28 protein-coding genes are annotated in these 24,339 nt (G+C 35.7%); all 28 read left to right on the top strand.

Annotation, left to right across the window (positions count from 1 at the left end; genetic code table 11):
- Window positions 1–307: 307 nt before the first annotated feature.
- On the top strand, window positions 308–583 hold the full coding sequence (locus tag CD138_RS06965; protein WP_019168097.1) for a hypothetical protein: 276 nt from the start codon (window positions 308–310) through the stop codon (window positions 581–583).
- Window positions 573–1,070 (top strand): Holliday junction resolvase RecU, encoded by a 498-nt coding sequence (locus CD138_RS06960; RefSeq protein WP_019168096.1) that lies wholly within the window; start codon window positions 573–575, stop codon window positions 1,068–1,070. The genes CD138_RS06965 and CD138_RS06960 overlap by 11 nt, the downstream gene beginning before the upstream one ends.
- Before the next feature lie 43 nt (window positions 1,071–1,113).
- Window positions 1,114–1,545 carry a hypothetical protein gene (locus tag CD138_RS06955; RefSeq protein ID WP_244913367.1) on the top strand — a complete coding sequence of 144 codons (432 nt, stop codon included), beginning with the start codon at window positions 1,114–1,116 and terminating at the stop codon, window positions 1,543–1,545.
- Window positions 1,546–1,592: 47 nt separating this feature from the next.
- On the top strand, window positions 1,593–2,174 hold the full coding sequence (locus CD138_RS06950; RefSeq protein WP_019168094.1) for a ParB N-terminal domain-containing protein: 582 nt from the start codon (window positions 1,593–1,595) through the stop codon (window positions 2,172–2,174).
- Window positions 2,174–2,977 carry a tRNA guanosine transglycosylase family protein gene (locus CD138_RS06945; protein ID WP_019168093.1) on the top strand — a complete coding sequence of 268 codons (804 nt, stop codon included), beginning with the start codon at window positions 2,174–2,176 and terminating at the stop codon, window positions 2,975–2,977. The genes CD138_RS06950 and CD138_RS06945 overlap by 1 nt, the downstream gene beginning before the upstream one ends.
- On the top strand, window positions 2,977–3,393 hold the full coding sequence (locus CD138_RS06940) for a DUF6884 domain-containing protein (protein ID WP_019168092.1): 417 nt from the start codon (window positions 2,977–2,979) through the stop codon (window positions 3,391–3,393). Before CD138_RS06945 ends, CD138_RS06940 begins: the two co-directional genes overlap by 1 nt.
- Window positions 3,386–4,078 (top strand): 7-cyano-7-deazaguanine synthase QueC, encoded by a 693-nt coding sequence (gene queC, locus CD138_RS06935; protein WP_019168091.1) that lies wholly within the window; start codon window positions 3,386–3,388, stop codon window positions 4,076–4,078. Before CD138_RS06940 ends, queC begins: the two co-directional genes overlap by 8 nt.
- 21 nt (window positions 4,079–4,099) lie before the next feature.
- The gene (gene queD, locus CD138_RS06930; protein ID WP_019168090.1) at window positions 4,100–4,519 is read left to right on the top strand and encodes a 6-carboxytetrahydropterin synthase QueD; all 420 of its coding nucleotides are present in this window, start codon (window positions 4,100–4,102) and stop codon (window positions 4,517–4,519) included.
- Window positions 4,519–5,247: a 7-carboxy-7-deazaguanine synthase QueE gene (gene queE, locus CD138_RS06925; protein ID WP_019168089.1), complete on the top strand. Its 729-nt coding sequence runs from the start codon at window positions 4,519–4,521 to the stop codon at window positions 5,245–5,247. The genes queD and queE overlap by 1 nt, the downstream gene beginning before the upstream one ends.
- Before the next feature lie 67 nt (window positions 5,248–5,314).
- Window positions 5,315–5,884 carry a GTP cyclohydrolase I FolE gene (folE, locus tag CD138_RS06920; protein ID WP_373364645.1) on the top strand — a complete coding sequence of 190 codons (570 nt, stop codon included), beginning with the start codon at window positions 5,315–5,317 and terminating at the stop codon, window positions 5,882–5,884.
- A 10-nt stretch (window positions 5,885–5,894) separates the two neighbouring features.
- Complete coding sequence (locus CD138_RS06915; RefSeq protein WP_019168087.1) at window positions 5,895–6,410, top strand: bacteriophage terminase small subunit; 516 nt, start codon at window positions 5,895–5,897, stop codon at window positions 6,408–6,410.
- Window positions 6,397–7,788 carry a phage terminase large subunit gene (gene terL, locus CD138_RS06910; protein WP_019168086.1) on the top strand — a complete coding sequence of 464 codons (1,392 nt, stop codon included), beginning with the start codon at window positions 6,397–6,399 and terminating at the stop codon, window positions 7,786–7,788. Before CD138_RS06915 ends, terL begins: the two co-directional genes overlap by 14 nt.
- A gap of 51 nt (window positions 7,789–7,839) precedes the next feature.
- The gene (locus CD138_RS06905; RefSeq protein WP_019168085.1) at window positions 7,840–9,549 is read left to right on the top strand and encodes a hypothetical protein; all 1,710 of its coding nucleotides are present in this window, start codon (window positions 7,840–7,842) and stop codon (window positions 9,547–9,549) included.
- A gap of 10 nt (window positions 9,550–9,559) precedes the next feature.
- Window positions 9,560–11,185: a phage minor capsid protein gene (locus CD138_RS06900; RefSeq protein WP_019168084.1), complete on the top strand. Its 1,626-nt coding sequence runs from the start codon at window positions 9,560–9,562 to the stop codon at window positions 11,183–11,185.
- On the top strand, window positions 11,182–11,355 hold the full coding sequence (locus CD138_RS14190) for a hypothetical protein (protein ID WP_019168083.1): 174 nt from the start codon (window positions 11,182–11,184) through the stop codon (window positions 11,353–11,355). Before CD138_RS06900 ends, CD138_RS14190 begins: the two co-directional genes overlap by 4 nt.
- A 223-nt stretch (window positions 11,356–11,578) precedes the next feature.
- A complete protein-coding gene (locus CD138_RS06895; protein WP_019168082.1) occupies window positions 11,579–12,205 on the top strand; it encodes a phage scaffolding protein in 627 nt (208 codons plus the stop codon).
- Window positions 12,206–12,224: 19 nt separating this feature from the next.
- Window positions 12,225–12,593, top strand: coding sequence for a hypothetical protein (locus tag CD138_RS06890; RefSeq protein WP_019168081.1), 369 nt, complete (start codon window positions 12,225–12,227; stop codon window positions 12,591–12,593).
- Between the two features lie 26 nt (window positions 12,594–12,619).
- Window positions 12,620–13,702: a major capsid protein gene (locus CD138_RS06885; RefSeq protein ID WP_019168080.1), complete on the top strand. Its 1,083-nt coding sequence runs from the start codon at window positions 12,620–12,622 to the stop codon at window positions 13,700–13,702.
- A gap of 14 nt (window positions 13,703–13,716) precedes the next feature.
- Window positions 13,717–14,004, top strand: a complete 288-nt coding sequence (locus CD138_RS06880; protein WP_019168079.1) for a hypothetical protein — start codon at window positions 13,717–13,719, stop codon at window positions 14,002–14,004.
- An 11-nt stretch (window positions 14,005–14,015) separates the two neighbouring features.
- The gene (locus CD138_RS06875) at window positions 14,016–14,387 is read left to right on the top strand and encodes a hypothetical protein (RefSeq protein WP_019168078.1); all 372 of its coding nucleotides are present in this window, start codon (window positions 14,016–14,018) and stop codon (window positions 14,385–14,387) included.
- On the top strand, window positions 14,384–14,725 hold the full coding sequence (locus CD138_RS06870) for a hypothetical protein (protein ID WP_019168077.1): 342 nt from the start codon (window positions 14,384–14,386) through the stop codon (window positions 14,723–14,725). Before CD138_RS06875 ends, CD138_RS06870 begins: the two co-directional genes overlap by 4 nt.
- Window positions 14,718–15,200 carry a hypothetical protein gene (locus CD138_RS06865; protein ID WP_019168076.1) on the top strand — a complete coding sequence of 161 codons (483 nt, stop codon included), beginning with the start codon at window positions 14,718–14,720 and terminating at the stop codon, window positions 15,198–15,200. The genes CD138_RS06870 and CD138_RS06865 overlap by 8 nt, the downstream gene beginning before the upstream one ends.
- Window positions 15,201–15,204: 4 nt before the next feature.
- Window positions 15,205–15,615 carry a minor capsid protein gene (locus CD138_RS06860; protein WP_019168075.1) on the top strand — a complete coding sequence of 137 codons (411 nt, stop codon included), beginning with the start codon at window positions 15,205–15,207 and terminating at the stop codon, window positions 15,613–15,615.
- A gap of 36 nt (window positions 15,616–15,651) precedes the next feature.
- Entirely contained in the window at window positions 15,652–16,641 is a 990-nt protein-coding gene (locus CD138_RS06855; protein WP_033193809.1) for an Ig-like domain-containing protein, read from the top strand.
- A 67-nt stretch (window positions 16,642–16,708) separates the two neighbouring features.
- Window positions 16,709–17,230, top strand: a complete 522-nt coding sequence (locus CD138_RS06850; RefSeq protein WP_019168073.1) for a hypothetical protein — start codon at window positions 16,709–16,711, stop codon at window positions 17,228–17,230.
- A gap of 38 nt (window positions 17,231–17,268) precedes the next feature.
- Window positions 17,269–17,562 carry a hypothetical protein gene (locus CD138_RS06845; protein ID WP_019168072.1) on the top strand — a complete coding sequence of 98 codons (294 nt, stop codon included), beginning with the start codon at window positions 17,269–17,271 and terminating at the stop codon, window positions 17,560–17,562.
- Between the two features lie 20 nt (window positions 17,563–17,582).
- A complete protein-coding gene (locus tag CD138_RS06840) occupies window positions 17,583–22,838 on the top strand; it encodes a peptidoglycan DD-metalloendopeptidase family protein (protein WP_019168071.1) in 5,256 nt (1,751 codons plus the stop codon).
- A gap of 17 nt (window positions 22,839–22,855) precedes the next feature.
- Window positions 22,856–24,325, top strand: coding sequence for a distal tail protein Dit (locus CD138_RS06835; RefSeq protein ID WP_019168070.1), 1,470 nt, complete (start codon window positions 22,856–22,858; stop codon window positions 24,323–24,325).
- Window positions 24,326–24,339 lie beyond the last annotated feature (14 nt).

Here is a 24,339-nt window from a genome sequence, read left to right as displayed (position 1 = left end):
AATCTGAGTAACGTAAACCGTTATTACATTGTTTTTCTCCATGTAAAGAAAGCATATAAAGCAATATTAATTATTTGGAGGTGAGCATATGAAAAAGATAATCTAAACAATGTTGAAAACAATTTTGATACATGTGTTATATAAGTCCATAAAGCTAACTATTTTTTTATCTCGAGTAAAAGCTAAAAATGGATACAAAAATAAAAGTGCTAATTATAACAAAGTATATAACATGAACGACGAAGAGTTATTCGAGCTAGAAGATTATATTTTTAAACACAGAAATGATCGATAAGGGGAATTTAAAGTGATTGATTACAAACATTTAAAACACGTTGAAGATATATTTGTAGATGACGAGGTAGTAAGCGCAAAATACCTTTTAGCAGCTAGAACATTATATGATACTCAAGCACCATATCAACAAGACTACATGTTGACAATTGATGTAAATAATCATCAAGTTAGGAATATCGAAACTATTGAGGATAAAGACAATAACAAAACGTCACAAGTTAGCTTTTTATGCAAGAATCGTCTAGTTCTATTGATGTATGAAAAGGGGATTATCTATGACATTTAAAACACCGTATAAAAACAGAGGGAAGTTTTTAGAGGACGCGATCAACGCAACAAACAGGCAGTATTTGGAAAGAGATTTAGCTTTAATTCAAAAAATACCAACACCAACTATTGTGAATACACGTACCGGAAAAGGTAGATATTCAGAAAAGAGCACTGTCGATTTCGTTGGTGTATCGCGTGGGAAACATGTTGCTTTTGATGCTAAAGAAGTATCAACAAAGGTATTCCTTTTTAGCAGGTTAAAACCGCATCAATATAATTATCTATTAAACGTGCACAAACAACGAGGAGAAGCATTTATCCTTATTCTATTTAAGCAAGCAAACGAGTTGTACAAACTAGACATATTCACTTTTGCAAAACTAAAAAGAGAGTTAGACCGTAAATCAATCCCATATGAGTGGTTTAAAAGTAATTTAAAACCGATTAAAAGTAAAAACGGTATTTACTATGATTACTTGGACGTTGCTCATAAATACATTTAAAGAGGTGTAGTCAGTGCAATATAGCCCTAAACAAGTGATTAACATGATGAAAAGGTACAACGAGAACAAGAAGACATTAGCACGCTTGAAAGCAATGTATGACAAAGAATTAACGACTGGTGAGGGTGTAGCACAATATGGCGATGACGCTGCTATGCCTAAAAGTGACAACGTTAGCGATACAACGTTCAGACGTGCAAAACAGTTAATGGAATCAAATAATATTGTTGCTAATCTACAAAATAAAGTTGACTTTATCGAAAACAACGCAGACAAGTTAATCAAAGACCGTCATATCATTGTTTTTACGTTACGTATACAAGGTCATACATGTGAATATATAGGTGATGTATTAACGACATCAAGGCAAACCGTTCATACGACTATAAACGAAATAGCGCAAGTGTTGTGTAAGTCTGACGAAGAATATGAAGCGTATAAACAAAAACAGTTAAAAAAGTCTGCTAATAAGTAACGTATTAAGTTATTTTTTAAGACTTAATAACGCCAGGAGGTTGAAACATGGAATTAAAGAAAATGAATATAAACGATTTACAACCAGCAAATTATAACCCGCGTGTCGATTTAGAAGCACATGACGAAGAGTATCAAAAAATCAAAAGAAGTATCGAAAAATTTGGTTATGTTGATCCTATCATTTGGAACCAAAAAACAAACAACATTGTCGGTGGTCACCAACGTTTTAAAGTCCTCAAAGATTTAGGTTATCAAGAAGTAGACGTGTCTGTTGTTGATTTAGACGAACAAGGAGAAAAGACGTTAAATATCGCCTTAAACAAAGTTGAAGGGGATTGGGACGCTGACAAGCTAAAAGAAGTTATCGAAGAGCTAGACGCGTCTATGAGGGAATTAACAGGTTTTGACGATGACGAAATAGAAAACTTAATGAATGATATGGACGTTGATAGTTTATTTGAAGATGATGACGAAGCAACTAACTCAAATAACGATGACGGTGAATCAAAACTAGAGCGAGCTATTGAGTTGTTAAAACTAACACATGATAAATTAATTGACGATTTTGACGATTATAAAAGCGGAGAACTGTATGAAGCAGTTGAATACTTTTTGGAGGAAGTATAATGACGCGCTTGTTTTTAGCATCATGGACAGCACGTCCGTATTTACTAGCAGAAGCTAAACCACCTTATGTCCTCGATAGCTTTCACTATTTCAAAAAGGTGTCAGGTAAATCTGAACGTACAGTTATGGACTATGTGTTGTCGGACGATTGTAAAATGTTTTTGCTTGATTCAGGTGCATTTACTTATATGGCCGAAATTAAAAACAGTGGTTCAGTGAAGATAAATTTTGATAGGTACGTTGAGGAATATGCGGCATTTATCAACAAGTACGATATAAAATACTTCTTTGAACTTGATATTGATAGTGTGGTTGGATTAGAAAAAGTTGAGCAGTTAAGAGCAAAGCTAGAATCACTAACCGGCAAGAAATGTATTCCAGTATTTCACAAATCAAGGGGAAAGGAATATTGGTTTAAGATGATACAGGAATATGACTATGTAGCGCTAGGTGGTATTGCTATCAAAGACTTTAAAAAAAGTGAACATAAATTATTTAAGTGGTTTATTGATACAGCACATAAAGCAAACACTAAAATACACGGGCTAGGATATACTAACGACTCGATAACAAAGAGAAATAACTTTGATAGCGTTGATAGTACAAGTTGGCTAGGTGGAAGTCGTTTTGGAAATTTAGACATGTATGATCCAGTCAAAAAGAAGTTAGTTAAATACCCTCGTCCAGCAAACACAAAAACAGTTAAAGGCTTTTACAAACATGCTGATTACCTCCAGTGTATTGAGTGGGTAAAGTGGGGACAACATCTTGAAAAAGCTAACAAACGAAAGGTGTTGTGGTGATGATAGTCTTTATATCGTGTGTTAAATCAAAAGTAAATCAACAAACAACAGCTGAAAACTTATATAAAAGTGACTTGTTTCATAAACAATTAAAGTATGCAAAGCAAATAACTACTAAAGATGATCACATTTATATTCTTAGCGCAAAATACGGCGTGTTAGAACTCAATGATATAGTGTCGCCGTATGAATTAACTTTAAACAATATGAACAAGTTAAAGCGTAAGCAATGGGCGTATAAATGCGTAAAACAACTTCAGGAAAAGGAAATTGATTTTAAAGATAAGACGATATTTTTAACAGGTAAGCCATATAGTCAATATCTATCACAATTATTTCCTAATAAAGAATTTCCGTTAAACGATTTAAGTTTTGGTATGAGATTAAAGCAATTAAAGGAGTGGTTAGATGAGTAAAGCAATTGTCGTGTTTAGTGGCGGTCAAGATAGCACAACATGCTTATTGTGGGCTTTAAAACGTTACGATGAAGTTGAAACAATTACATTTTCATACAATCAAAGACACAAGCAAGAAATCGAAGTGGCCAAAAAAATATCGAAAGACTTTGGCGTTAAAAATCAGGTTATTGATGCATCTGTTATTAATGAATTAACAGTCAACGCATTAACACGTGATATGGATATTGATGTTGATAATGATACAGGTCTACCTAACACATTTGTACCTGGACGAAATATCCTATTCCTAACTTTAGCAAGTGTTGTAGCATATCAACGTAAAGCGGACACAATCGTTACCGGTGTGTGCGAGACAGATTTTAGCGGTTATCCAGATTGTAGAAATGAATTTGTACGGGCGTTAGAACCAGCATTGCAATTAGGGCTAGACAAAAACATCACAATTGAAACACCGTTAATGTGGTTAAACAAGGCGGAAACGTGGGAATTAGCTGCCAACTTAGGTCATCTTAAATACGTCGTTAATAACACACTTACGTGCTACAACGGCGTAATAGGACAAGGCTGTGGAGAATGTCCGGCATGCAAATTAAGACGCAAAGGGCTAGAGGAATTTATACAAAAGCACCCAAAAGAAGTTGGATTAACAACATTAGTAAATACACCATTTCAACAAAATTAATTTAATCTAGGAGGAGTTTAAATGTTACAACAATTTTACCCTGTCGCACCACATAATTTTAAATACGAACTAAACAAAGACATGCAATTTGCAGCAGCTCATTTTATTGATCACGTAAGTGCTGGTAAGTGTCAAAACGTACACGGACACACTTATTTTGTTAATGTCACTATTGTAGGTAATGAGTTGATGGAGAACGGTTTTTTAGTTAACTTTCAATTGCTTAAGCAAGCAGTACACGGACGATACGACCATACACTGATGAATAATCATGATGAGTTTAGATTTAACCAAGAAGAGCCGTCTACTGAGAACGTAGCAAAAGCAATTTACAAAACACTACAAGAAGAATTGAAGAATTATAACAATAATCCGCAAGTGTTACAGGTGATTGTACGCGAAACACCTACTTCATACGTAACGTATAAGGAGGGATATTAATGGCAAAGATTCCATTTTTAGAAGTGTTTGGTCCTACAATTCAGGGCGAGGGCATGATAATTGGTAAAAAAACAATGTTTTTGAGGACTTATGGTTGTGATTATAGCTGCTCATGGTGTGATACCAAATACACTTGGGACGGAAGTGAAAAGGGCAATGTAAGACGCAACACGGCGCAAGAAGTGTTCGATTTACTTGTAGAAGAAGCAGGCGACAAATCATTTAGTCATGTTACAGTGTCAGGAGGTAATCCGGCGCTTATAGGTAAGGCTATGGACGAATTTATTGATATTTGTCATAAAAACGGTGTAAAGGTTGGATTAGAGACACAAGGGAGTATTTGGCGTGATTGGTTTTTAAAAATTGATGATTTAACAATTAGCCCAAAGCCACCAAGTTCGCTGATGAAAATAGATTTTAATGTGTTGGATGACATTGTGTCTAAGCTATTAACGCATAAAGTTAATTTTAGCTTAAAAATCGTGTATTTTAACGACAAGGACAAAGAGTATGCTAAAGAAGTATTTAATCGATATAGAGACAATAATATCCCTTATTACTTATCTGTAGGCAACGAATCGCCGTATACAGACAAAGACATTACGAAGCAACTGTTAAATAAATTAGACGAGTTATGGAACGTAGTTATTAACGAACCAGAATTTAACGACGTTCAAGCACTACCACAATTACATTCAATCGTTTGGGGGAATAAGCGCGGTGTTTAATCAAGTTGAGAGTTTAAAAGTTATTAGTGATGAACAGTACAAAAAATTAGAAGTGTTGAAGCCCGACATCAAAAAAAACGAACAAGACCTCCTAAACATTATGATAGGTTTAAGAAAATTAATTCGTGTGTGCGGTGATGATCCGACGCGTGACGGATTAGAAGAAACACCGTTTAGAGTGTTGAAAGCGTATTTAGAGTATACAGAGGGCTATCGAGAGGACCCAAGAAAACATTTAGAAAAAGAATTTGATGTAGACGGACATCAGGAATTGGTAATCGTTAAAGACATTGAGTTTAATTCGTTATGTGAACATCATTTCGCACCCTTTCATGGTCGTGTACATATCGGCTATATTCCAAACAAAAAGATTACAGGATTATCGAAATTTGGGCGTTTGGTTGACGGTTATTCTAAACGATTTCAAGTTCAAGAGAGACTAACAACACAAATTGCGGACGCTATTGACGAAGTTTTACAAGCTCAAGGTGTCATGGTAGTTGTAGAAGCAAAACACATGTGCATGTGTGGTCGAGGTATTAAAAAAGCGACGTCATCTACTACAACATCAGCTATTCGTGGTTCGTTTAAAGATAACGCCCAATTAAGAAATGAATTTTTATCTCTTATCAAGTGAGGTGATAGTAATGACTAAAGGTAAAGCGGGTAGAAAACGCGGTAATATCACAATGTATAAAGAGTGGTTAAACGAGGAAAAACTAGCTCAAATCACTCAGTGGAAAGGTCAAGGTTTGTCCAATACCGAATTAGCTGAAATGATAGGTGTATCTCGACCTACTTTGTACAACTGGATTGAGAAATACGAACCGATTAGAAACGCAGTTAAAGAGGGACAAAAGCGTACAGTACAACACATCGAAAATGCCTTGATGAAAAAGGTTAACGGTCACACTATACGCGAAACACGTCGATATAGAACGACAGACAAGGACGGTAACACGATCGAACGTGTTGAGATTATCGAAAAAGAAGTGAGTCCGGACACAACAGCGATTATTTATGCGCTTAAAACAAAAGACCCAGAAAATTGGAACGAAAAAATACGTATGGAACATAGCGGACGTGTTGATAGTAATGTGAATCATTATGCTAACTTATCTGAAGAAGAATTGAGAAAGCTCGCGCAATATGGCGACAAATAAAATACCACATCAAGTTAGAGATCAAGCACGCTTAGAGTTAGCACGTTCACATTACAAATACTATTTACTATTATCACATCACGATAGTTTTACACCTTACGCACATACAGATTTAATAGCAAATGAATTACAAGAAATTATTGACGGTAAACAAAAACATATCATTATTGAAATGCCACCACGACACGGTAAGTCGATGGCAGTAACTGAAACTTTCCCATCGTATTTTTTAACAATGCACCCAAATAAACGCGTAATAACAGCATCTTATTCAGATGGATTAGCGAGAAAATTTGGTCGCTTAAATCGTAATAAGTTTTTAGAGTTTGCAAACAGCTTAAATAAAGTACAAATCGCATTCGACAATGGTTCAGTAAATAACTGGGGGATATTATCAAAACGTGGTGGTATGATTTCAACTGGTATCGGCGGTTCTATTACCGGACAAGGTGCCGACTTAATGATAATTGACGACCCAATCAAAAACGCTAAAGAAGCTCAATCCAAAACTTATCGCGATAATGTGTGGGCTGAGTGGGAATCAACATTATCAACGCGTCTTCATAAAGGAGCGAGTGTTATTGTAATTATGACGCGATGGCACGAAGATGATTTTGTTGGAAGATTATTAAAAGGTAGTCCATACAATTGGACGCGCTTAAGATTGCCGGCAATAGCTGAAAAAAACGATGATTTGTTAGGGCGGGAAATCGGTGAAGCGTTATGTCCAGCACTAGGCTATGATGAAGATTGGGCAGCTTATAAAAAGAAAGAAGTTGGAGAAAGAACGTGGGCGTCATTATATCAACAAAGACCCTCTCCAGAAAGTGGCTCGATATTTAAAAGGAAATGGATCAGCAAGGTTGATAGCGCGCCTAGACAGCACGATGACATGCTTATATCGTGGGACTTTACATTTAAAGATACTGATAAAAGTGACTTTGTTGTTGGGCAAGTTTGGATAAAAAAAGGTGCTGATTTTTATTTAATTGACCAAGTGCGCAAGAGAATAGATTTTACACAAAGTGTTAAAGCAACGCAGCAACTTCACAAAAAATATCCACGATGTAGAAAAATATTAGTAGAGGACAAAGCGAATGGTCCAGCTATTATAAACACATTAAAGCGTTCTATTAGTGGAATCATACCTATTACACCAAAAGAAAGTAAAGAAGCAAGAGCGTATTCAGTTACACCGTTTTTTGAAGCAAATAACGTACATTTTGTTAAAACAGTTCCACATCTTGATGAAATGATAGAAGAATTGGCCACGTTTCCTAATGGTCAAAATGATGATACAGTCGACGCATGTACACAAGCGCTTAATTACTTTGCTAATAAACAAGCTTCGAGAGTATCGTCCACAAACGCATGGTAGAAAGTAACGTAATAAGTTATTATTTAAAATAAAATAACGGGAGGTAGTGTAATGGCTGTTTATAGAGATGATGAGTTGAATTGGAATGAATTTAGTAAAGACACTATTAAATCAGTTCATGGAGATATGTATTATTATCGAAATTTATACGAGGGTAACCACCACGAAATATTCCCTAGAGCTAAAGAGTTAATCGAAAACGGTGAAATTATTGATGTTTATAGTGCTAGTGGTGATAGCACGACAAGTAAAAACGTTAGAACACCATATATTATGCTAAACATGTGTCGTATTATTGTTGATATTCCGTCGTTATTGGTATCGCGTTCAATCGGACAATTCAAAACAAATTATCCGAGAACAAGCAAAACAGTAGCAGACCAACAAGAATCGAACGAAAATAATACAAACGATAATGAACAAGAGATAGAACTAATTGAAGGCACTGAAACGGACGACATTAATGGACAGATAATTGATCCTCAACAAGAATTGATTGAACAAATTATTAAAAACAGCAAGATTAATCACGCAATGAACATTTCTCAACTACAAATTGATGGCGGCATTGTAGCAGTACCGTCAATCAAAAACAATCAAATAAGCATTGAATTTAAAGAAAGAAACATTTATTATCCGCACACGGACGGCTTAGGTGTTGACCTTGTTTATGAATTAGAACCGACTGCTGAAGAAATGGAAAATAACATTAGTTATATCCATGTGTATACGGAAAGAGAACAAGAACAATCGTTAGTGACAATAGATAGATTGTATCTTCGTAGCGATGACGGAACGCTTGAACAAGTAGACGACCCGTTATTAATTCAAGAAAAGTTAAAAATGGCACCAAACCAATTAACAAAAGAGTTTAAAGGGCGTCAACGTGTGTTAGTTTGTTATTTAGCTAACGAACCAACGTTTAACAACAGACTAGGCAAATCAACGTTAAAAGGTTTGGACGGTAAACAAGAGGAAATTAATTGGTCTTTAACGCGTTCAGCACAAACATTTGAGCGTAACGGTAAGCCGCGAATTAGTGTGTCAAAACAAACTATGGACGCATTAAAGAATATTGCGCTTGATATGTACGGTGACGAAAACAAAATTGATCATCGTTCGTTAGAAATTACTGAAATCGACACCGATACAGGACAATCCATTCAGATTCATCAAATAGACACTACGAAAATTGGTGATATGACGTATATCAAAGACATAGTTCGTGCGATGTTAGCAGAAACACAAACATCAGAAAATGCCGTGGAGATTGTTAAACGTGAAAGTAGTAACGCGCAATCAGGTGTTGCAAAATTCTATGATTTAATGGTGTCTATTATTAAGTCGGAAAAGATTAGAGATGAATATGTTGAGTTTTTAAAAGATGTTATTGAATCGACGTTGTGGTTAGCAAACTATACAGATAGTTCTGTAATTATAGAACGTCCAAATATTATGTTTAAAGATATGCTACCACAACCAAAACAAGAGGTATCGACAGACAATATCACAAAATATCAAGCAGGTGCACAATCGTTAGAAGAAACAGTGCGTCAAAACAATCCAGATAAATCAGAAGAGTGGATAGACGAGGAAATCGAACGTATCAGAAGCGATAAAACGTCTACCGATTCGTTAGCAATAGATAGAGGTAATCAAACGCTACAAAACTTTTTAAACAACAGAGATGAAGAAGGTAATCCGTTGGACGAGTTTGGTAATCCTATCAATAACAATCAAGACGAAGAACAAGATGAATAGAGTGATATAAATGACGCCAGAACAAATTAAAGCGCTTATTCGCTACCTATTACAAAAGATTGATATTTATATCAAACAGACAAACATTACCGATGAACAACAAATCAATAAGTTATATAAGCAAGTTGATAACCTTTTTAAAGAGTTGGACGCTGGATTATCTAATACAATACCTAAAGAGTTGTACAACGACTATCTACAAGGCTTGTCTGACGCACAAAAGCTATTAATACAAGAAAGTGTGATTGCAGCTGCTACCAAATTTAATCCGAAACAAGTTATTAATTCGGCTATACATGTAACGTCGTTAACAAATATTGTTACAGACACAATGTTAGATTTAACCGCAGCAGTTAGAACAGCGAAAGCGAATGCTAACAAAAACATAAAAAAAGTGCTTAATGATGTTAACAAAGAGATTAATAACGGATTGCTTGTTGGAATGCCTAATAAAGAAGTGTCAAAGCGTGTTGCGAATAAGTTTGCAGATGAAAAACTTACGGCTTTTGTTACAAAAGATGGTAAACATTTACCTTTAGACTTTTATGCTGAAACGGTAACGCGTACTAAAAAGCAAACTGCATACAATCATTCGCATTTGAACAGATACAAAGAGCATAACGTTAAACATGTCTATGTAACTGGCAATATACCTACATGCGAAACTTGTGCTAGGTACAGAGGGAGAGTGTTTGCGACAGAAAGAGGGGACAAGTTCCCTTATATCAATCTGTATAAAACATTTCCATTGCACCCAAATTGCAGATGTAACTTTAGACCGTTTGTTTTAAAGTTTAAAAGTAAATCAGAAATCGACATGCATTTAAAGAAATCAAAAACTTTTAATGTCGACGACGATCCTCGCACCAAAGAAGAAAAAGAAAAGTATGATAATATCCAAAAAGCACAAGCAAAAGCAAGGCGACAAGCGTTATCATACAATAAGATGCAACGAAGATTAGGTAAAAATGGTCCAAAGTCTTTAAACGAATACATTAAAGTAAAAAATACAGACAAAGTTAAATACTATGATTGGGTAGCAAAGATGAAAGGCTTACTACCAAAAGACAAAGATGTTACAATAAACAAAACCGTACCAATAGAAAAACCTAACTTTAAAATGACTGACAAAAAGATTCGAAAGTTAAAAGAAGCTGGTGAACTTTGGGCTAAAGATTTAACAGAAAACGAATTTATTGCAGTTTCGAAGTATACTCTTATGGATTATGAATATATTAACAATTATTTAAGAGGAGTTATTACTGGTATTGATGATGATCAAAAGGAACTTATTAACAGTATTTCTGTTGCTTTAAATAAGTTTAAACTTACTGAACCGATTCAAGTGTATAGAAGTATTGATATAAGCGAATATGAATACTTAATTGATAACAAAAAATCAAATACGTTTTTGTCTTTTACTAGCACAAGTATTGATAAGGAAGTTGCTGAGAACATAGATGACCGAGCAAAAATCTTAAAGATTGATGTTCCTAAAGGAGCAAAAGGTGCTTATTTAGAGTATGTTAGCGAATTTTCAGAGGAACTGGAATTTTTATTAGACAAAAACACAAGATTTAAAATCATTTCAGATGACGAAGCTACCGGCGTACTACATTTGGAGGTGTTAACATGAGTGTACTAACAAAAGAGGAGCAAGAAGAAGTTAGAAGAAAAAGAGAGAAAGCTGCCGCGATTGCGAGAAAAAGCGCTATCGAAAAAGGTCGTAGCCCTAAAAGAAAATCACTTCGCGAACGTTGGAAAAAAGAAGCAGAATCATATCGAAAACACAAAACTAACAAATAAAAAAGTGATTACTTACTTTACAAAGTGAACATGACTTGGACTTTTGTAACGTAATGCGTTATAATGTGGGCATACCCGTTGGTATATTTCGACATGACTGTGTATGCGTAGCCTGGCTAATAGCCGGGCTTTTTTTATGTCGAAAATTCGTAAGTAACACGTTACGTTACAACCCTTTCGGTGTCGTAACACCGTATAAAAAAACGTAAGGAGAGATGTTTTTATGAGTTTTACTAGAGATGATTTAAGAGGATTAGAATTGTCTGATGAGCAAGTTGAAAAGGTGATGTCGCTACATGGTCAAGAAGTTCAAACACTAAAAGAACAAGTAAATGACTTTAGTGCTAAGAACGACTATGCGCAAGAAGAATTGAAGAGTTATAAACAACGTATCGACGAAAAAGAAAGCGAACTAAATGAGTTACAAAAGAAAGCTAAAAACGGCGATGATTTAAGCGAGACGTTAGAAGCGTTAAAACAAGCAAACAAACAAAAAGACGAGCAACACAAAAAGGAAATGGATAGCTTAAAACTAAAATATGAAGTTTCTAAAGCGTTAACCAATGCTGGAGCTAGAAACGAACGCGCTGTACTTGCTTTAATCGATACAGATAATTTAACTCTATCAAACGAGGGACATGGTGTTATTGGTTTAGAAGATCAACTTAAAAACTTAAAAGAATCAGACAGCTATTTGTTTAACGAAGACACAAATAATAGTTCTCAAGATAACTCTAATTCAAACTCACCTGGATATAATGCAGGTGGACAACAAGGTAACGGCGGCATTGAAAAGTCTGATGAATCAATCGGCATTAATAACGCACGTCGCTTGTTAGGTAAAAAGTAAAAAAGGAGGAATAAAAACAATGAACTTAAAACCTAAAACAATCAATCAGTACGATCGTAAAATCGAATTTTTACGTGACGGTAAGTATGTTCAGTATACTGTCGGCAATCCGGTGTTAGACGCTTCTAAGTTTAGTGCTGTAACAAGCGTACCCGCGGGCACAGCTATTTTTAGAAATGATACAACTGGTTTGTATGAACTTGTAAAAGAACAAACACCAGAAACAATGAAAGGTGCAGTATTAACGTCGTTTGATGTTACTGTTGAACCAAATACAAACGAAATGGTAGGCGCTATTCGTGAAGCGTCAGTTATCGAAGCGCGCTGTCATGGTGTTACACAAAACTTTAAAAACGCGACTAAAGGTCGTTTAATTTTTGATATTTAATCATTTAATAAGAGGAGGAACATTTAATGGTATTAGAAGACGCTAGATTACAAGCTACATCATTACAAGCGTTTGTTATGGAAGCAGACAAGATTCGTAACGAAGATGGTACGAATTTGGTTAAGTATCCTTTAGCAAGCGCATTTCCAGTAGAACAAGTTTATGACATCGATAATGTTTATGACATTATCGAATCACAAATTAATGCTGCTGCATCAATCACTGGTTTCAACAGTGGATCACCTATTCGCTCAAAAGGACAAGGGAAGCAAGCAGTTGCAACATTAACAAAAATTCAAAACGCTTATTTCTTGGACGAGGTTGAAATTTACAAGTATAAAAATCCTCGTATGCCAGAAGAAAAGCAACGCGTTGTGGATAACGTGTTGATGAATACGAATGACTTGTCTGTGTCAGTTGACGACACAAAAGAATACATTCGTGCGCAAATGGTTTATAACGGACGTTTTGACTATGCGGACGCAGCAACACAAACGCGCTTAACTTTTGATTTAGAAAGACCGAAAGAAAACGACGTTGTCGCAGCTATTCCGTGGGGACGTCAAGACTCTACTCCAATCAGCGATTTATTAGCAGCGGTTAAACAATTCCAAAAAACAAACGGACGTAAAAAGCCTGACGTTATCAAAATGTCATCTGCTACTTACGAAAAGTTGGTTAGATCTGGTCAAATCAAAAATGAACTATTTGCTAATTCAAATAGCCCTCGAATTGTTACAGACGAAATGTTAAATGGATTGTTTACATCTGTTAAGTTACCACCAATTCAAATTGACGATAATGAAACAATTATCGAAAATGAAGATGGAACATTCACTGAGCACAAACATTTAGCGGACGACAAAGTTGTTTTACACGCTGCTATTTTAGGTTCTACAATGACAGGTCCGTCAGTTGAAAATAACTTTAAAATCGGTAAGTTTATTCAAACAGTTACAACACAAGACCCAATTACTGAAAAAACAATTGTTGGTGAAGTTGTAATGCCGGTTACTAAAAACTTAAATGGAACTGTTTATCTTGATGTTAGCGATAGAAAAGGTGAACAAGATTTAGGTAACGACGGTACAGAAGAAGAAAGCGTATAAAGGCGTGATTCCTTATGAATAAATATATTATTAAAGATGGAGTAATTGCGTATAAAGGTAACATTTATCGCAAAGGTGATTTAATCGAATTAGAAGATAAGTACGCACAATCTTTGAAACCGTATTTAGATATGTCGATAAGTAATCAAAAAGATTTATCTCAATACGGTGATATTAATGATTTAAAGGTTAGCGATCTCCAAAAGATCGTCGACGAATTTGGCATCGAAGTTATTCCGACAGGGAAAACAGGTCCTATCCGTTCTGACTATCTTAAAGCGTTAGATAGTTATAAAGTCTGAGGTGGTAAGTTATGGCAAATGTAACCACTGAACAAGTGATTAAATACATTAATAACATGCCGACAAATGAATATTATAAAAGTCTTGATGAAAATGTCGTTAATCAGCACATATTCGCCGCACAAGAAGAGGTAAATGATTTATTGATTAATTACCCTAAAATTACCTTGTCGGCGCGTATGGTCGCTTTACAAGCGTTGTATAACATTGAGGCGGAAGAAGAAGGTTTTGGTATGTTGCGGAGGCAAGGCGTTAAAAATTACAGCGTTAAAGATGTGAGTGTATCTTTTGACGATAATATAAGCCCTCGCTTGTTAGAATTGATTCGACGATTAGACGAAGCGACAAAATCAAATATTGCGCGTGTAGGTAGATTGATATGAAACCAGTAATGAACCAATCCATAACAATCGAAGTGCCTACACTTGATGATAAAGGACGAATTAAATTAAACGATTACGGTCAGCCGTTAACAAAAAAAGTTTCTGGTAAGTGTAGGGTAGTTGAAAACGGTGAAGTACGCAGAAATGAAATGCTAGCAATCACTGACGCTAGTGATAAAATAGACGTGTTACCAAATTTTCCAATTGTAGACGGTGCGAAAGTAACTTATACAACAATTGGAGGAATAACTAAAAATGGCACTATCAAAACACATACAGAAACAACAAACTTAACGGCAAACAAAGTATACTTTAGGACGTTAATTGTAGATGCCTAATAGTAAAAACATGCGTGTTACTATTGATTCGAGTAGAATTCGTGCTTTAGAGGGCAAATTTGCGGGAAGCAAAGAAAGATTTGATAAAGCGTTACGAAAAAACGTCGGATTATTTAGCTTGGAAATGGAAAGCGATAGTAAAGCACTGGCACCTAGGCAAGACGGTGAACTTGAAAACTCTATTCAATCAAAAACATCGTTTAGAAACGGTGTCGCTTCATCAGTTACAGGATCAAACCTAAAATATGCTTTAAGGCGGCACGAAGAACACGAAAGAAAAGGTGTGTATCCTTTGTATCGTCGCGGTGTTAAACACCCCGATTATTACTATAACGGACGCGGTGAAATAACAAGAGCAAAATCGCCTGTTGGTGGTTTTCAACCTGGAAGAAAATATTTGCATAATGCAGCTATTTTAAATAAAGATAACTGGTATCAAACTATCTCTGATTCGTTAAAAGAAAGTTGGGAGTAGCTATATGATTGAGCAACCGTTAAAAAATTATATAAAAAATGCACTTGATAATGATATGTACTATACCATTAATTACAGTAGTGTTAATGATAATATAGTGACGGTTTATAGCGAATCTGGCGAGCGTCCAAGTAGTTACAAAGGTGTGTTGGTTAAACCTAATTATCAAGTGCTTATTAAATCATCAAATTTTGAAAAAGCATACAATGTAGCAGACAAAATTTATAATTTACTACATCAATTACAAGACATAATTATGAGAGTGCAATTAGAAGATAGAGAGCTTAATTTTAAAGTGTACTCTATCGAAGCGCTCCATCTTCCAGCCAGACTTGGTGTAGATGAAGATAAAATCATGAGTTATAGCATTAATTTTCAAGCATATATTAAAGAGATTAAACACGTTCAGGAATGAGCGTGTTTTTTATATTAAGGAGGAAATAACGTGGAGATGAAAAAATATCCATTTACACAAAAGAAAGATTTTTTGAAATTAAACATGCAACACTTTGCACAAACCGCTAAACGTAGTGGGGACGATGAAATCATGTTCGGACTTGCTGATATCTTAATCGGTGAGGGCGATGATTTAATTAAATTTGATGGTAAAAACGGTGACACACGTTCGTATTTACAAGTTGAGGGCGGTTCAGTATCGTTTGAACCGGACTTTGAAGACATTACATTCCAAGATTACGGAAACGGTGCATACGATCAGCGTGTAGTTTCTTATGGTGTAACTGTCAAGATTGTTGCCGGACAAGAAACAATTGATATTCTTAAATTAGCGATTGCTGGTACTGAAGATGTTACCGACGAATCAGGTGACGTGACAGGTGTTACAGATAGCCCGTTAGGAGCTTCTAACCGTCGTCGTGGTAAACCAATTCGTATTCACCCACGTTTTGCAGGTAACGACCATTCGCGTGATATTAATATTTATAAAGCTGCTTCAAACTCAGAAGCCGAACGTGCTTTCGGTAACGAACAAGGTACATTTGAAATGGAATTTATCGCTTACGTACGTGATGGTGCTGACGCGAATAAAAAAGGTAACTACTTCTTTACTGGAGAAACTGACCCTAACGGTGTATTACCTACATGGAACGAAGTTTTAAATGGACAATTATCAAAAGAGGTTTCTACACGTTTGGACGACGTACAAAATACCAGTAAACCTAATGTAACATCAATTAATTTAACAGCAGATAAAGAAACGATTAAACCTTTAGAAAGCACAAGAATTACAGCAACAGTGCAACCAGATACAGCAAACAAAGCACTTAAATATTCTGGTAACAATGATAGTGTTGCGACAGTTAACGCAGATACTGGAGAAGTTACAGGCGTTGGTGAGGGCGTTGTTGACATTACAGCGACAGCACAAGACTCTGGTCGTGTAACGGGTACTATTCAAATTACAGTTGAAAATCAAGAGTAATAACGTGGGGCTATACGCCCCATTTTTTTATGTTTAATTATAAATTTTAAAATCGGAGGAATTATAAATGACTAAAGTAAATTTAAAGAAATTTAATCAAGATCGTGAAGGGAACTTTGTAGATACAAATGAATCAGTAGCCATTGAAATCGAAGCGATTAGACCACGACAATTTGCAGCTTTAACAAAAATCTTAAACGAAACACAAAAGGATCTACAAAGCAATAAAGATTTCCAAAAAACTGTTGGCAATTTAATTGAAAACTTAACAGAAGGCTTTGATTTTGAAGATATTTTTAGAAGCGAAGAATTTAATGTATTCGATATTTTAAACGCGCTAGGTTTCTTAATTGAGGAAGTGCCACAACGTACAACTGAAATTTTATCGGTGACTAGCGGAATCTCGCAAGATTATTTAGAACTACAAGACATGGACACGTACTTTGAAATTGCTGAAGCAGTTATCGAAGTTAATGATATTGAAAAGATTGTTAAACGCGTTCAATCACTTTCGAAAAAATTGGGAAAGGCTCTAGCATTCATGAAACCCAAAACAGCAGAAGAACAAATGAAGAACGCGAACAAATAAGTATAGAAGATGCTTTTGTATATAAGCTATCAAATATTTTGGGCGGTAGAGAACAAGTTCTTAACACACCAACTGTCGATTTACTAGGTTATTTATTAATTCACTTCAACGAAGAAGAAGAAAAAGCGAAAATACAACGTCAAGAGTTATACATCAATCACGTATCACGGTCATTGTCGAACCCTCAAACAAAAGAACAAGCAAAAGCAGCGCAAAAATTCTTAAAACAATTAAGTGCTGATGAATCAACGAATCAAAACACACAAGTTTTAACCAGAAAAGATTTAAATTGGGACGACTTTGACAAAATCAAACGAATAGAAAACTCGTGATATAAAGAGAGGTGAAGTAAATGGCTGAGATTGACAAGGTTTCCGTACGCTTTGACGCTGATGTTAACGGTTTTAATCGTGGTGTATCAAGAATGGAAAGAAAGTTAGCTGAATTTGACGCAGTAACTCAAAAGACTGAAAAGAATTTTGGCAAACGCTTTGACTTAATGGATAAACAAGCGAATAAATTAAATAAAACTTTAACCAAAACTGGTGACGACGTTGATTTATCAGGTTTTTATAACGAACTTGATAAAGTGCGAAAAGAGTACAAAGAAACTGGTACAGTAGCAAATACTACTATGAAAAACTTGGACAAAGCGATTAAAGACGTTGATTTTGATTCAATGTCAAAAAAATCACAAAAAGCGTTTAAAACACTTACTAAAGATGTTAAAAACTTAAAAGAACAAGCCGTATCTTTAAATCAAATTAAATTCGCCGATAGATTTAAAGGCGAATCAAAAATTATGGCTTTATCGTTGTCTAAAACAAAGGATCAACTAGACTCGTTAAGAGATTCCGATTCAAAATTACGCAAGCAAATGAAACAAGATGCATTTGCTGCCTATACTAAAAATTTAGATAACGTTAATATTTCGTTAGATCAAGCGTCTAAAGAACTTAAAAAAGTTGGACGAGTGTCTGACGAAACAATGACAAAAATCAATAAAGGAATTAAAGATGTTGACTTTAAAAAGTTATCAGGACGTTCAGCGGTTGAGTTTAATAAAGTTCGCTTTCATGTTACTCAACTGAACAATTCCTTTAAAGGTATTGATACATCTTTAAGTCTTACTCAAAGAAATATTAATAGATTTAGTAAAACAAGTAGAACTAGCCTTAACGCTATACAAGAAGATTCTAAAACTTTAATCGCCCGTATTAACAGAATTGGTACAGCTTTTCGCAATGTCGAAGAGGTTTTAGGTGGTACTTTTAAAGGTGTTGTTATGGCAGTGTTACCCGCTATTGTACCTATGGCTGGCGCTGCTACTACATCTATTATGGCGATAGGTGCTAGTACTGCAAGTGTTGCTGGCGGTGTCGTAGGATTAGGTGGAGCATTTGGAATCGCCGGTGGAGCTGCTTTTGCATTTGTAAAACAAGCGACGTCCGCATTACAAATGTTGGAGGATAAAACTTTAAAAGTTACAACTGAGGTTAAGAACTACCAATCATCTTTAAAAAGTTTAAAAAAGACGTGGGAAAGTCTTATCGCTCAAAATCAAGCTGCAATTTTTAATACTATGACAAACGGTATTAATACAGCGAAAAGAGCTTTGATTATCTTAAACCCATTTTTAACACAAACAGCTAATCAAATCGCCGAAGCAAGTCTTAAAATGTACAACTGGGTAACTTCTTCTGAAAATGCTTTAGCTGCTTTTGATATGATTAATACGAGAGGACCGGCTATATTCCAAAACATACTTAATTCGGCGGGTTATTTAGGTAACGGTCTTACTAGGATTTTTACAATGTTTGGTCCACTGTTTAGCTGGACAGCTCAAGGCTTAGAAAACTTATCTAAAAAGTTTGATGTTTGGGTAAGTAAAGCAGAAACACAAACAGGTATTAAATCATTTATTGATTATACTAAAGCTAATTTACCCGTATTAGGTAGTGTGTTTGGCAATACATTTTTAGGTATTATCAATTTATTTAAAGCATTTAGCGGACAAACTGAATGGGCTTTAAAAGGATTAGACAATTTAACAGAGCGATTTAAAAATTGGGCTGCTACATTAGATCAGTCACAAGGCTTTAAAGATTTTATTGCCTATACTCAAAGAAACGCACCCGCCGTCGGTCAATTAATTGGTAATATCGTAAATATTTTAGTTCAGTTTGTGAAAGCGACTGCACCAGTAGGCGAACAAGTGTTAAAAGTGGCGAATGTTGTAAGTGAATGGGTAGGCAAAATGCTCGAAGCTCATCCAGTTATAGGTAGAGTGATTGCTAGTTTAATAGCATTTGGCGGTATTATCAAAGTTGGAGCAGTTGCTGTTGGTTTGTTGTTAGGTCCATTAGGTCGATTAAAAGGGCTTTTTGGTTTACTAATAGGGACAACAGGTAAAGCGACGTTAGCAACAAAGTTATTCGGTGGTGCAACATTAGCAAATAACGGAATCATCGGTTTGGCAAAAGGTTTATATAGCACCTTAGCAACGCAAGTTAAAAGGTTAGCTATACAACAAGGCATTGCGTACGTAAAAACTAAAGCATTAAACTTAGCAACTAAAATATACACTAGTACTCAAGCGTTATTAAAAACCGCTTTGATGGTGAGTAGAGGTCAAATGTCTTTAATGACGGTAATGACTGGTAAATACTCATTAGCAACAAAAGCAGCAGCAATCGCAGCAAAAGGTTTAGGTTTAGCAATTCGATTTATGACAGGTCCAGTAGGCCTAATTATGATTGCGCTTGGATCTTTTATCGCATTAATTATCCATTTATGGAAAACTAACGCCGATTTTAGAAATGCGGTTTTTATGATATGGAACAGTATTAAAAACGGTGCTATTTCGATATTTGCAGCATTAAAGAATTTCTTTGCTAACACATGGAACAATATTAAAAACTTTAGCATAAATACGTGGAATTCCTTGAAATCTGGAATTTTATCCACGTGGAATAGTTTGAAAAACGGAATCGTAAATTTAACAACCTCATTAAAGAATTTTGTAGTCAATATTTTCAATGGATTGAAGCGAATTACATTAGGAATTTGGGGCGCGATTAAATCGGGCGTTATTTTTATAATAAAAACGTGGATTACAGCCGTTAAATTATATTTTACAGCGTGGAAAATTTTTCTATCGACGTTATGGAATGTCATGAAAGCGACAACATTGCGCGTATGGAATGCTATTAAAAACGGTGTTATAAATATAGTCAAAAATTTGTATAACGGAACAAAAAACATTTTCAATTCCTTGAGAAATTTTATAAAAAATTTATGGTTAAGTGTTAAAAATACGGTTATAAAATACGCTTCTCAACTTTGGGCCGGTGTTAAGAGAACGTGGAATAATTTAGTTAATGGTACAAAAGAAAAATTCGATTATATCAAACGTTGGTTAACTGCTGCGTGGACTGTTATTAAAAGAATTGTTACGCAAAAAGCAGCTCAATTGTGGTCGAGTGTCAAAAGAACGTGGCAAAATCTTTTTAATGGTACACGTAATATTTTCAACTCTTTGAAAAACTGGATAACTAAAAAATGGGGCGATATTAAGCGTTCTGTAACTGGTATAGCAAATAGTTTGTGGTCTGGTGTTAGACGTACTTTTACAAACATGAAAAACGGTTTAAAGAGTATCATCGACAAAATTAAAGGTCATATTAATGGAATGGTTAATTCTGTTAAAAAAGGTCTTAATAAATTGATTGATGGTGTCAACTGGGTAGGTAAAAAACTTGGAATGAAAGCATTACCGAAATTTAGCACTGGTACAACACACACAACTACTCACAACCTTGTAACAAATGGCAAAATCAATCAAGATACATTTGCAACAGTTGGTGACAAAGGGCGTGGCAATGGCCCTGGTGGCTTCAGAAATGAAATGATACGTTATCCAAACGGTAAAATGGCACTTACACCAAATAAAGACACTACAACATTCTTGCCGAAAGGATCATCAATCTATAATGGTGCACAAACACATGCTATGCTTAGTAATCAACCTAGATTTAATAAAGGTACTTTGCCACGCTTTGCAAATGGTACTGGCTTTAATTTACTAGGTAATGGCAAAAAACCGCAGAAGCACAAGCACGGAGACAGCGTTGTTGGCGACGTTATGGGTAACGCTGGTGCATTAGCTGGAAAAGTTGTTAAAAGTGGTAAAGCAGTCGTCTCTGACACATTAAAAAAAGCGGGAAGCATTGCCGGTAAAGGTGCAAACTGGTTAAAAGACAAAGTCGGTGACGTTTTAGACTGGATGGACAAACCAGGTAAATTGTTAAACAAAGTATTAGAAGGCTTCGGAGTAAGTCTTGGTTCTTTTGGAATTCCTAAAAAAGCTGAACTACCTTTTGAAATGATGAAAGGAATGTTTGGAAAACTAAAAGACGCTGCAATCAACACGTTTAAAAGTTGGTTTGAAGAGCAAGGCGGTGACGGTGGTTATATCGACCTTTCAAAAGGGATAAACTTCGGTTTTGCACCGTCGGCAGCGGCAGCAGCAAGAGCGGGATATCCGTTTGCAAGACCTCACTATGGTTTAGACATTAACTATAAGCACGATAAAGTTTATAGTACGTTAAGCGGAACCGCTAACGCGTCATATGGCTGGAATGGTGGTTTCGGTAATATGGTACGTATTGTTAGTGGTGCGTTAACTGCAATTTATGGACATATGCATAAGTTAGCTTTTACAGGCTCTAAAAAAGTTAATCCAGGTACTTTTTTGGGTATTTCTGGTGGTGATCCTCGCGAAGATGGACAAGGTGCCGGTAGTTCAACAGGATTACACTTACACTATGAAATGCAAAAGCATGGAGTGCCATTTGACCCGACGAGTTGGCTAAAAAGAAATAACGGAGGCGGCAAAAGTGGTGGTAAAAAAGCTGCTTCACAATGGCGTCCAGAAATTGTTCGTGCCGCAAAAGCAATGGGTGTTAATCCGTCAAACCGACAAATTACCGGTATTATAGCGCAAATTCAACGCGAATCAGGCGGAGACGCTGGCATTACACAATCAACAGCAGTTCGAGACATCAACGCTTTAACTGGTAACCTTGCACAAGGTCTATTGCAATATGTACCGTCTACATTCCGGAATTTTGCTGTGAGAGGTCACACAAATATCAAGAGTGGATACGATCAACTATTAGCATTCTTTAATAACTCAAATTGGGCTAATGACATTCAGTATGGTAATTCAGGTTGGGGCCCTAGAGGTGTTAGACGTCGTGAAAACGGTGGTATTGTTAATAGTTTAGAGTTAGCTTGGTTGGCGGACGGCGGTTTTAGCGAATCAGTTATTTCGCACGATCCTAAAAACAAAGTTAAGTCAAAAGCTGTTTGGGATAGAACTGGTGAAATGCTTGGTTATTCCGATGATTACGAACTATTAAAAGAAGCAGTCGCTTTACTCGCTCAAAACAATGAGTATTCTCGTAACACAGAATTACACACGCGTGCTATGGCGTCGAATGGTCTCGACATACACATGGATAAACGTAAGGTAGGCGAAGCGATAGCACCTTATGCAAGAACTGAAATCAAAAGAATCGACAAACGTATGAACAAGTTTAAATAAGGTGGTGAATGTAATCTATGAATTTTAGATTTAACGGTAAAACTAATCCACATTGCGATTATATGGATTATCAAACTTTTTATGGTATTGATAGAGATGTTCAATATAACGAAGTTTTAGGGCGCCCTGGTGGCGTCCTTTCTCATATTAAAGAAAGCGTTAGAACAATCGAAGTTAATTTATTAATCGATGCTTACGGTACAGGAAGAACGCTTGAAGATATTGTGGACGAAGTTGTTAGTTGGCTAACAACAAACGAACCAGTACCTTTAATATTTGATAGAGAGCCAGATAAAATCTATTATGCAATGACTACTGGGGGATTAGATCCGAGTTATTTTGTAACATTTGCAAAAGTAAAAGCAAATTTTGTTTGTTTAGACCCATACAAATATGCTGTGAACGGAAATCAAAACACGGCAATCAGCGATGCGGTTTCTGTAGTTAATGCAGGAACGGCAGACACACCGGTTATTGTGGAAGCTAGAGCATTACAGAACTCAAACTACTACATGATTTCAAAAGGTGATGAGGATTATTTTATGATTGGCGACGACGACTTAGATAAGCCGTTAAAAGATTATTCGCCTTTGATTTTAGAAGATGAGGCACGTTCATTTGTTGGCTGGAGCAAGCAAACTACTATCGATTTTACTGACAATCAAACTGGCGGTGCAGTTGGTGGTAGCTTTACACAATCCAGTTCAAAACAAAGTTTTTACCTTAATGCTGATTCTGTTAATGGCAACGGTTGGAATGGTGCAATGTATAAACGTTCGTTCAGCAAGCAAGCACAAGATTTTACGACAACAGTTAAATTCGGAATTAATCAAAAAAATAAAGGTGCCGTTCGATTTGCTCAATATATTTACGATTCAGACAATCGTGTTATCGCTTCTATTGGTTATACTAATCCGAACGCCAAACAAGCAATAGGCACGATTATTGTTACTTTATTTGACCAATCAGGCAATCAACAAACGATATATAAATACAAAAATAATCCAAGTTTATATAAACTTGATAGCTTTGTTGTGTATATCAGATTAACACGTAAAGACAATGTTTTTACTGTCAAAAGTTGGAAGTACAAAGAGTTTCCGTATCCGTTGCGAAAGCAATCTTTTGACGAGCATGAAAGACAATTTGTTGATGGCGGTAACTTCTATCAACGTCCAGTCGCGTCACTGTCATTGTATAGTGCTAAAAACGGTAATAACAATGTTATGCCGCTGTACATCTTCGGTACTTACACACGTGAGTTGTTACCGCGACCAACTAATGCGCGCGATATGATTATCAAAAAAGGCGACTTAATAACAATTGATATGGCCACAAAAAATGTACTTGTAAATGAGGAATCTTATCTATCAGAAAAAACGTTTGGTAGTAACTATTTCAACGTTGACAAAGGACATACAGAACTCGTTATTAATCCGCCTGGCATATTTGATACAACGGTGAAGTGGCAAGACAGATACTTGTAGAAAGGAGGTTATAC

Source organism: Staphylococcus intermedius NCTC 11048, assembly GCF_002902385.1.
Taxonomy (GTDB): Bacteria; Bacillota; Bacilli; order Staphylococcales; family Staphylococcaceae; genus Staphylococcus; species Staphylococcus intermedius.
The sequence above is the reverse complement of the archived record's forward strand: the minus strand, read 5'-3'. Positions and strand labels throughout refer to the sequence as shown.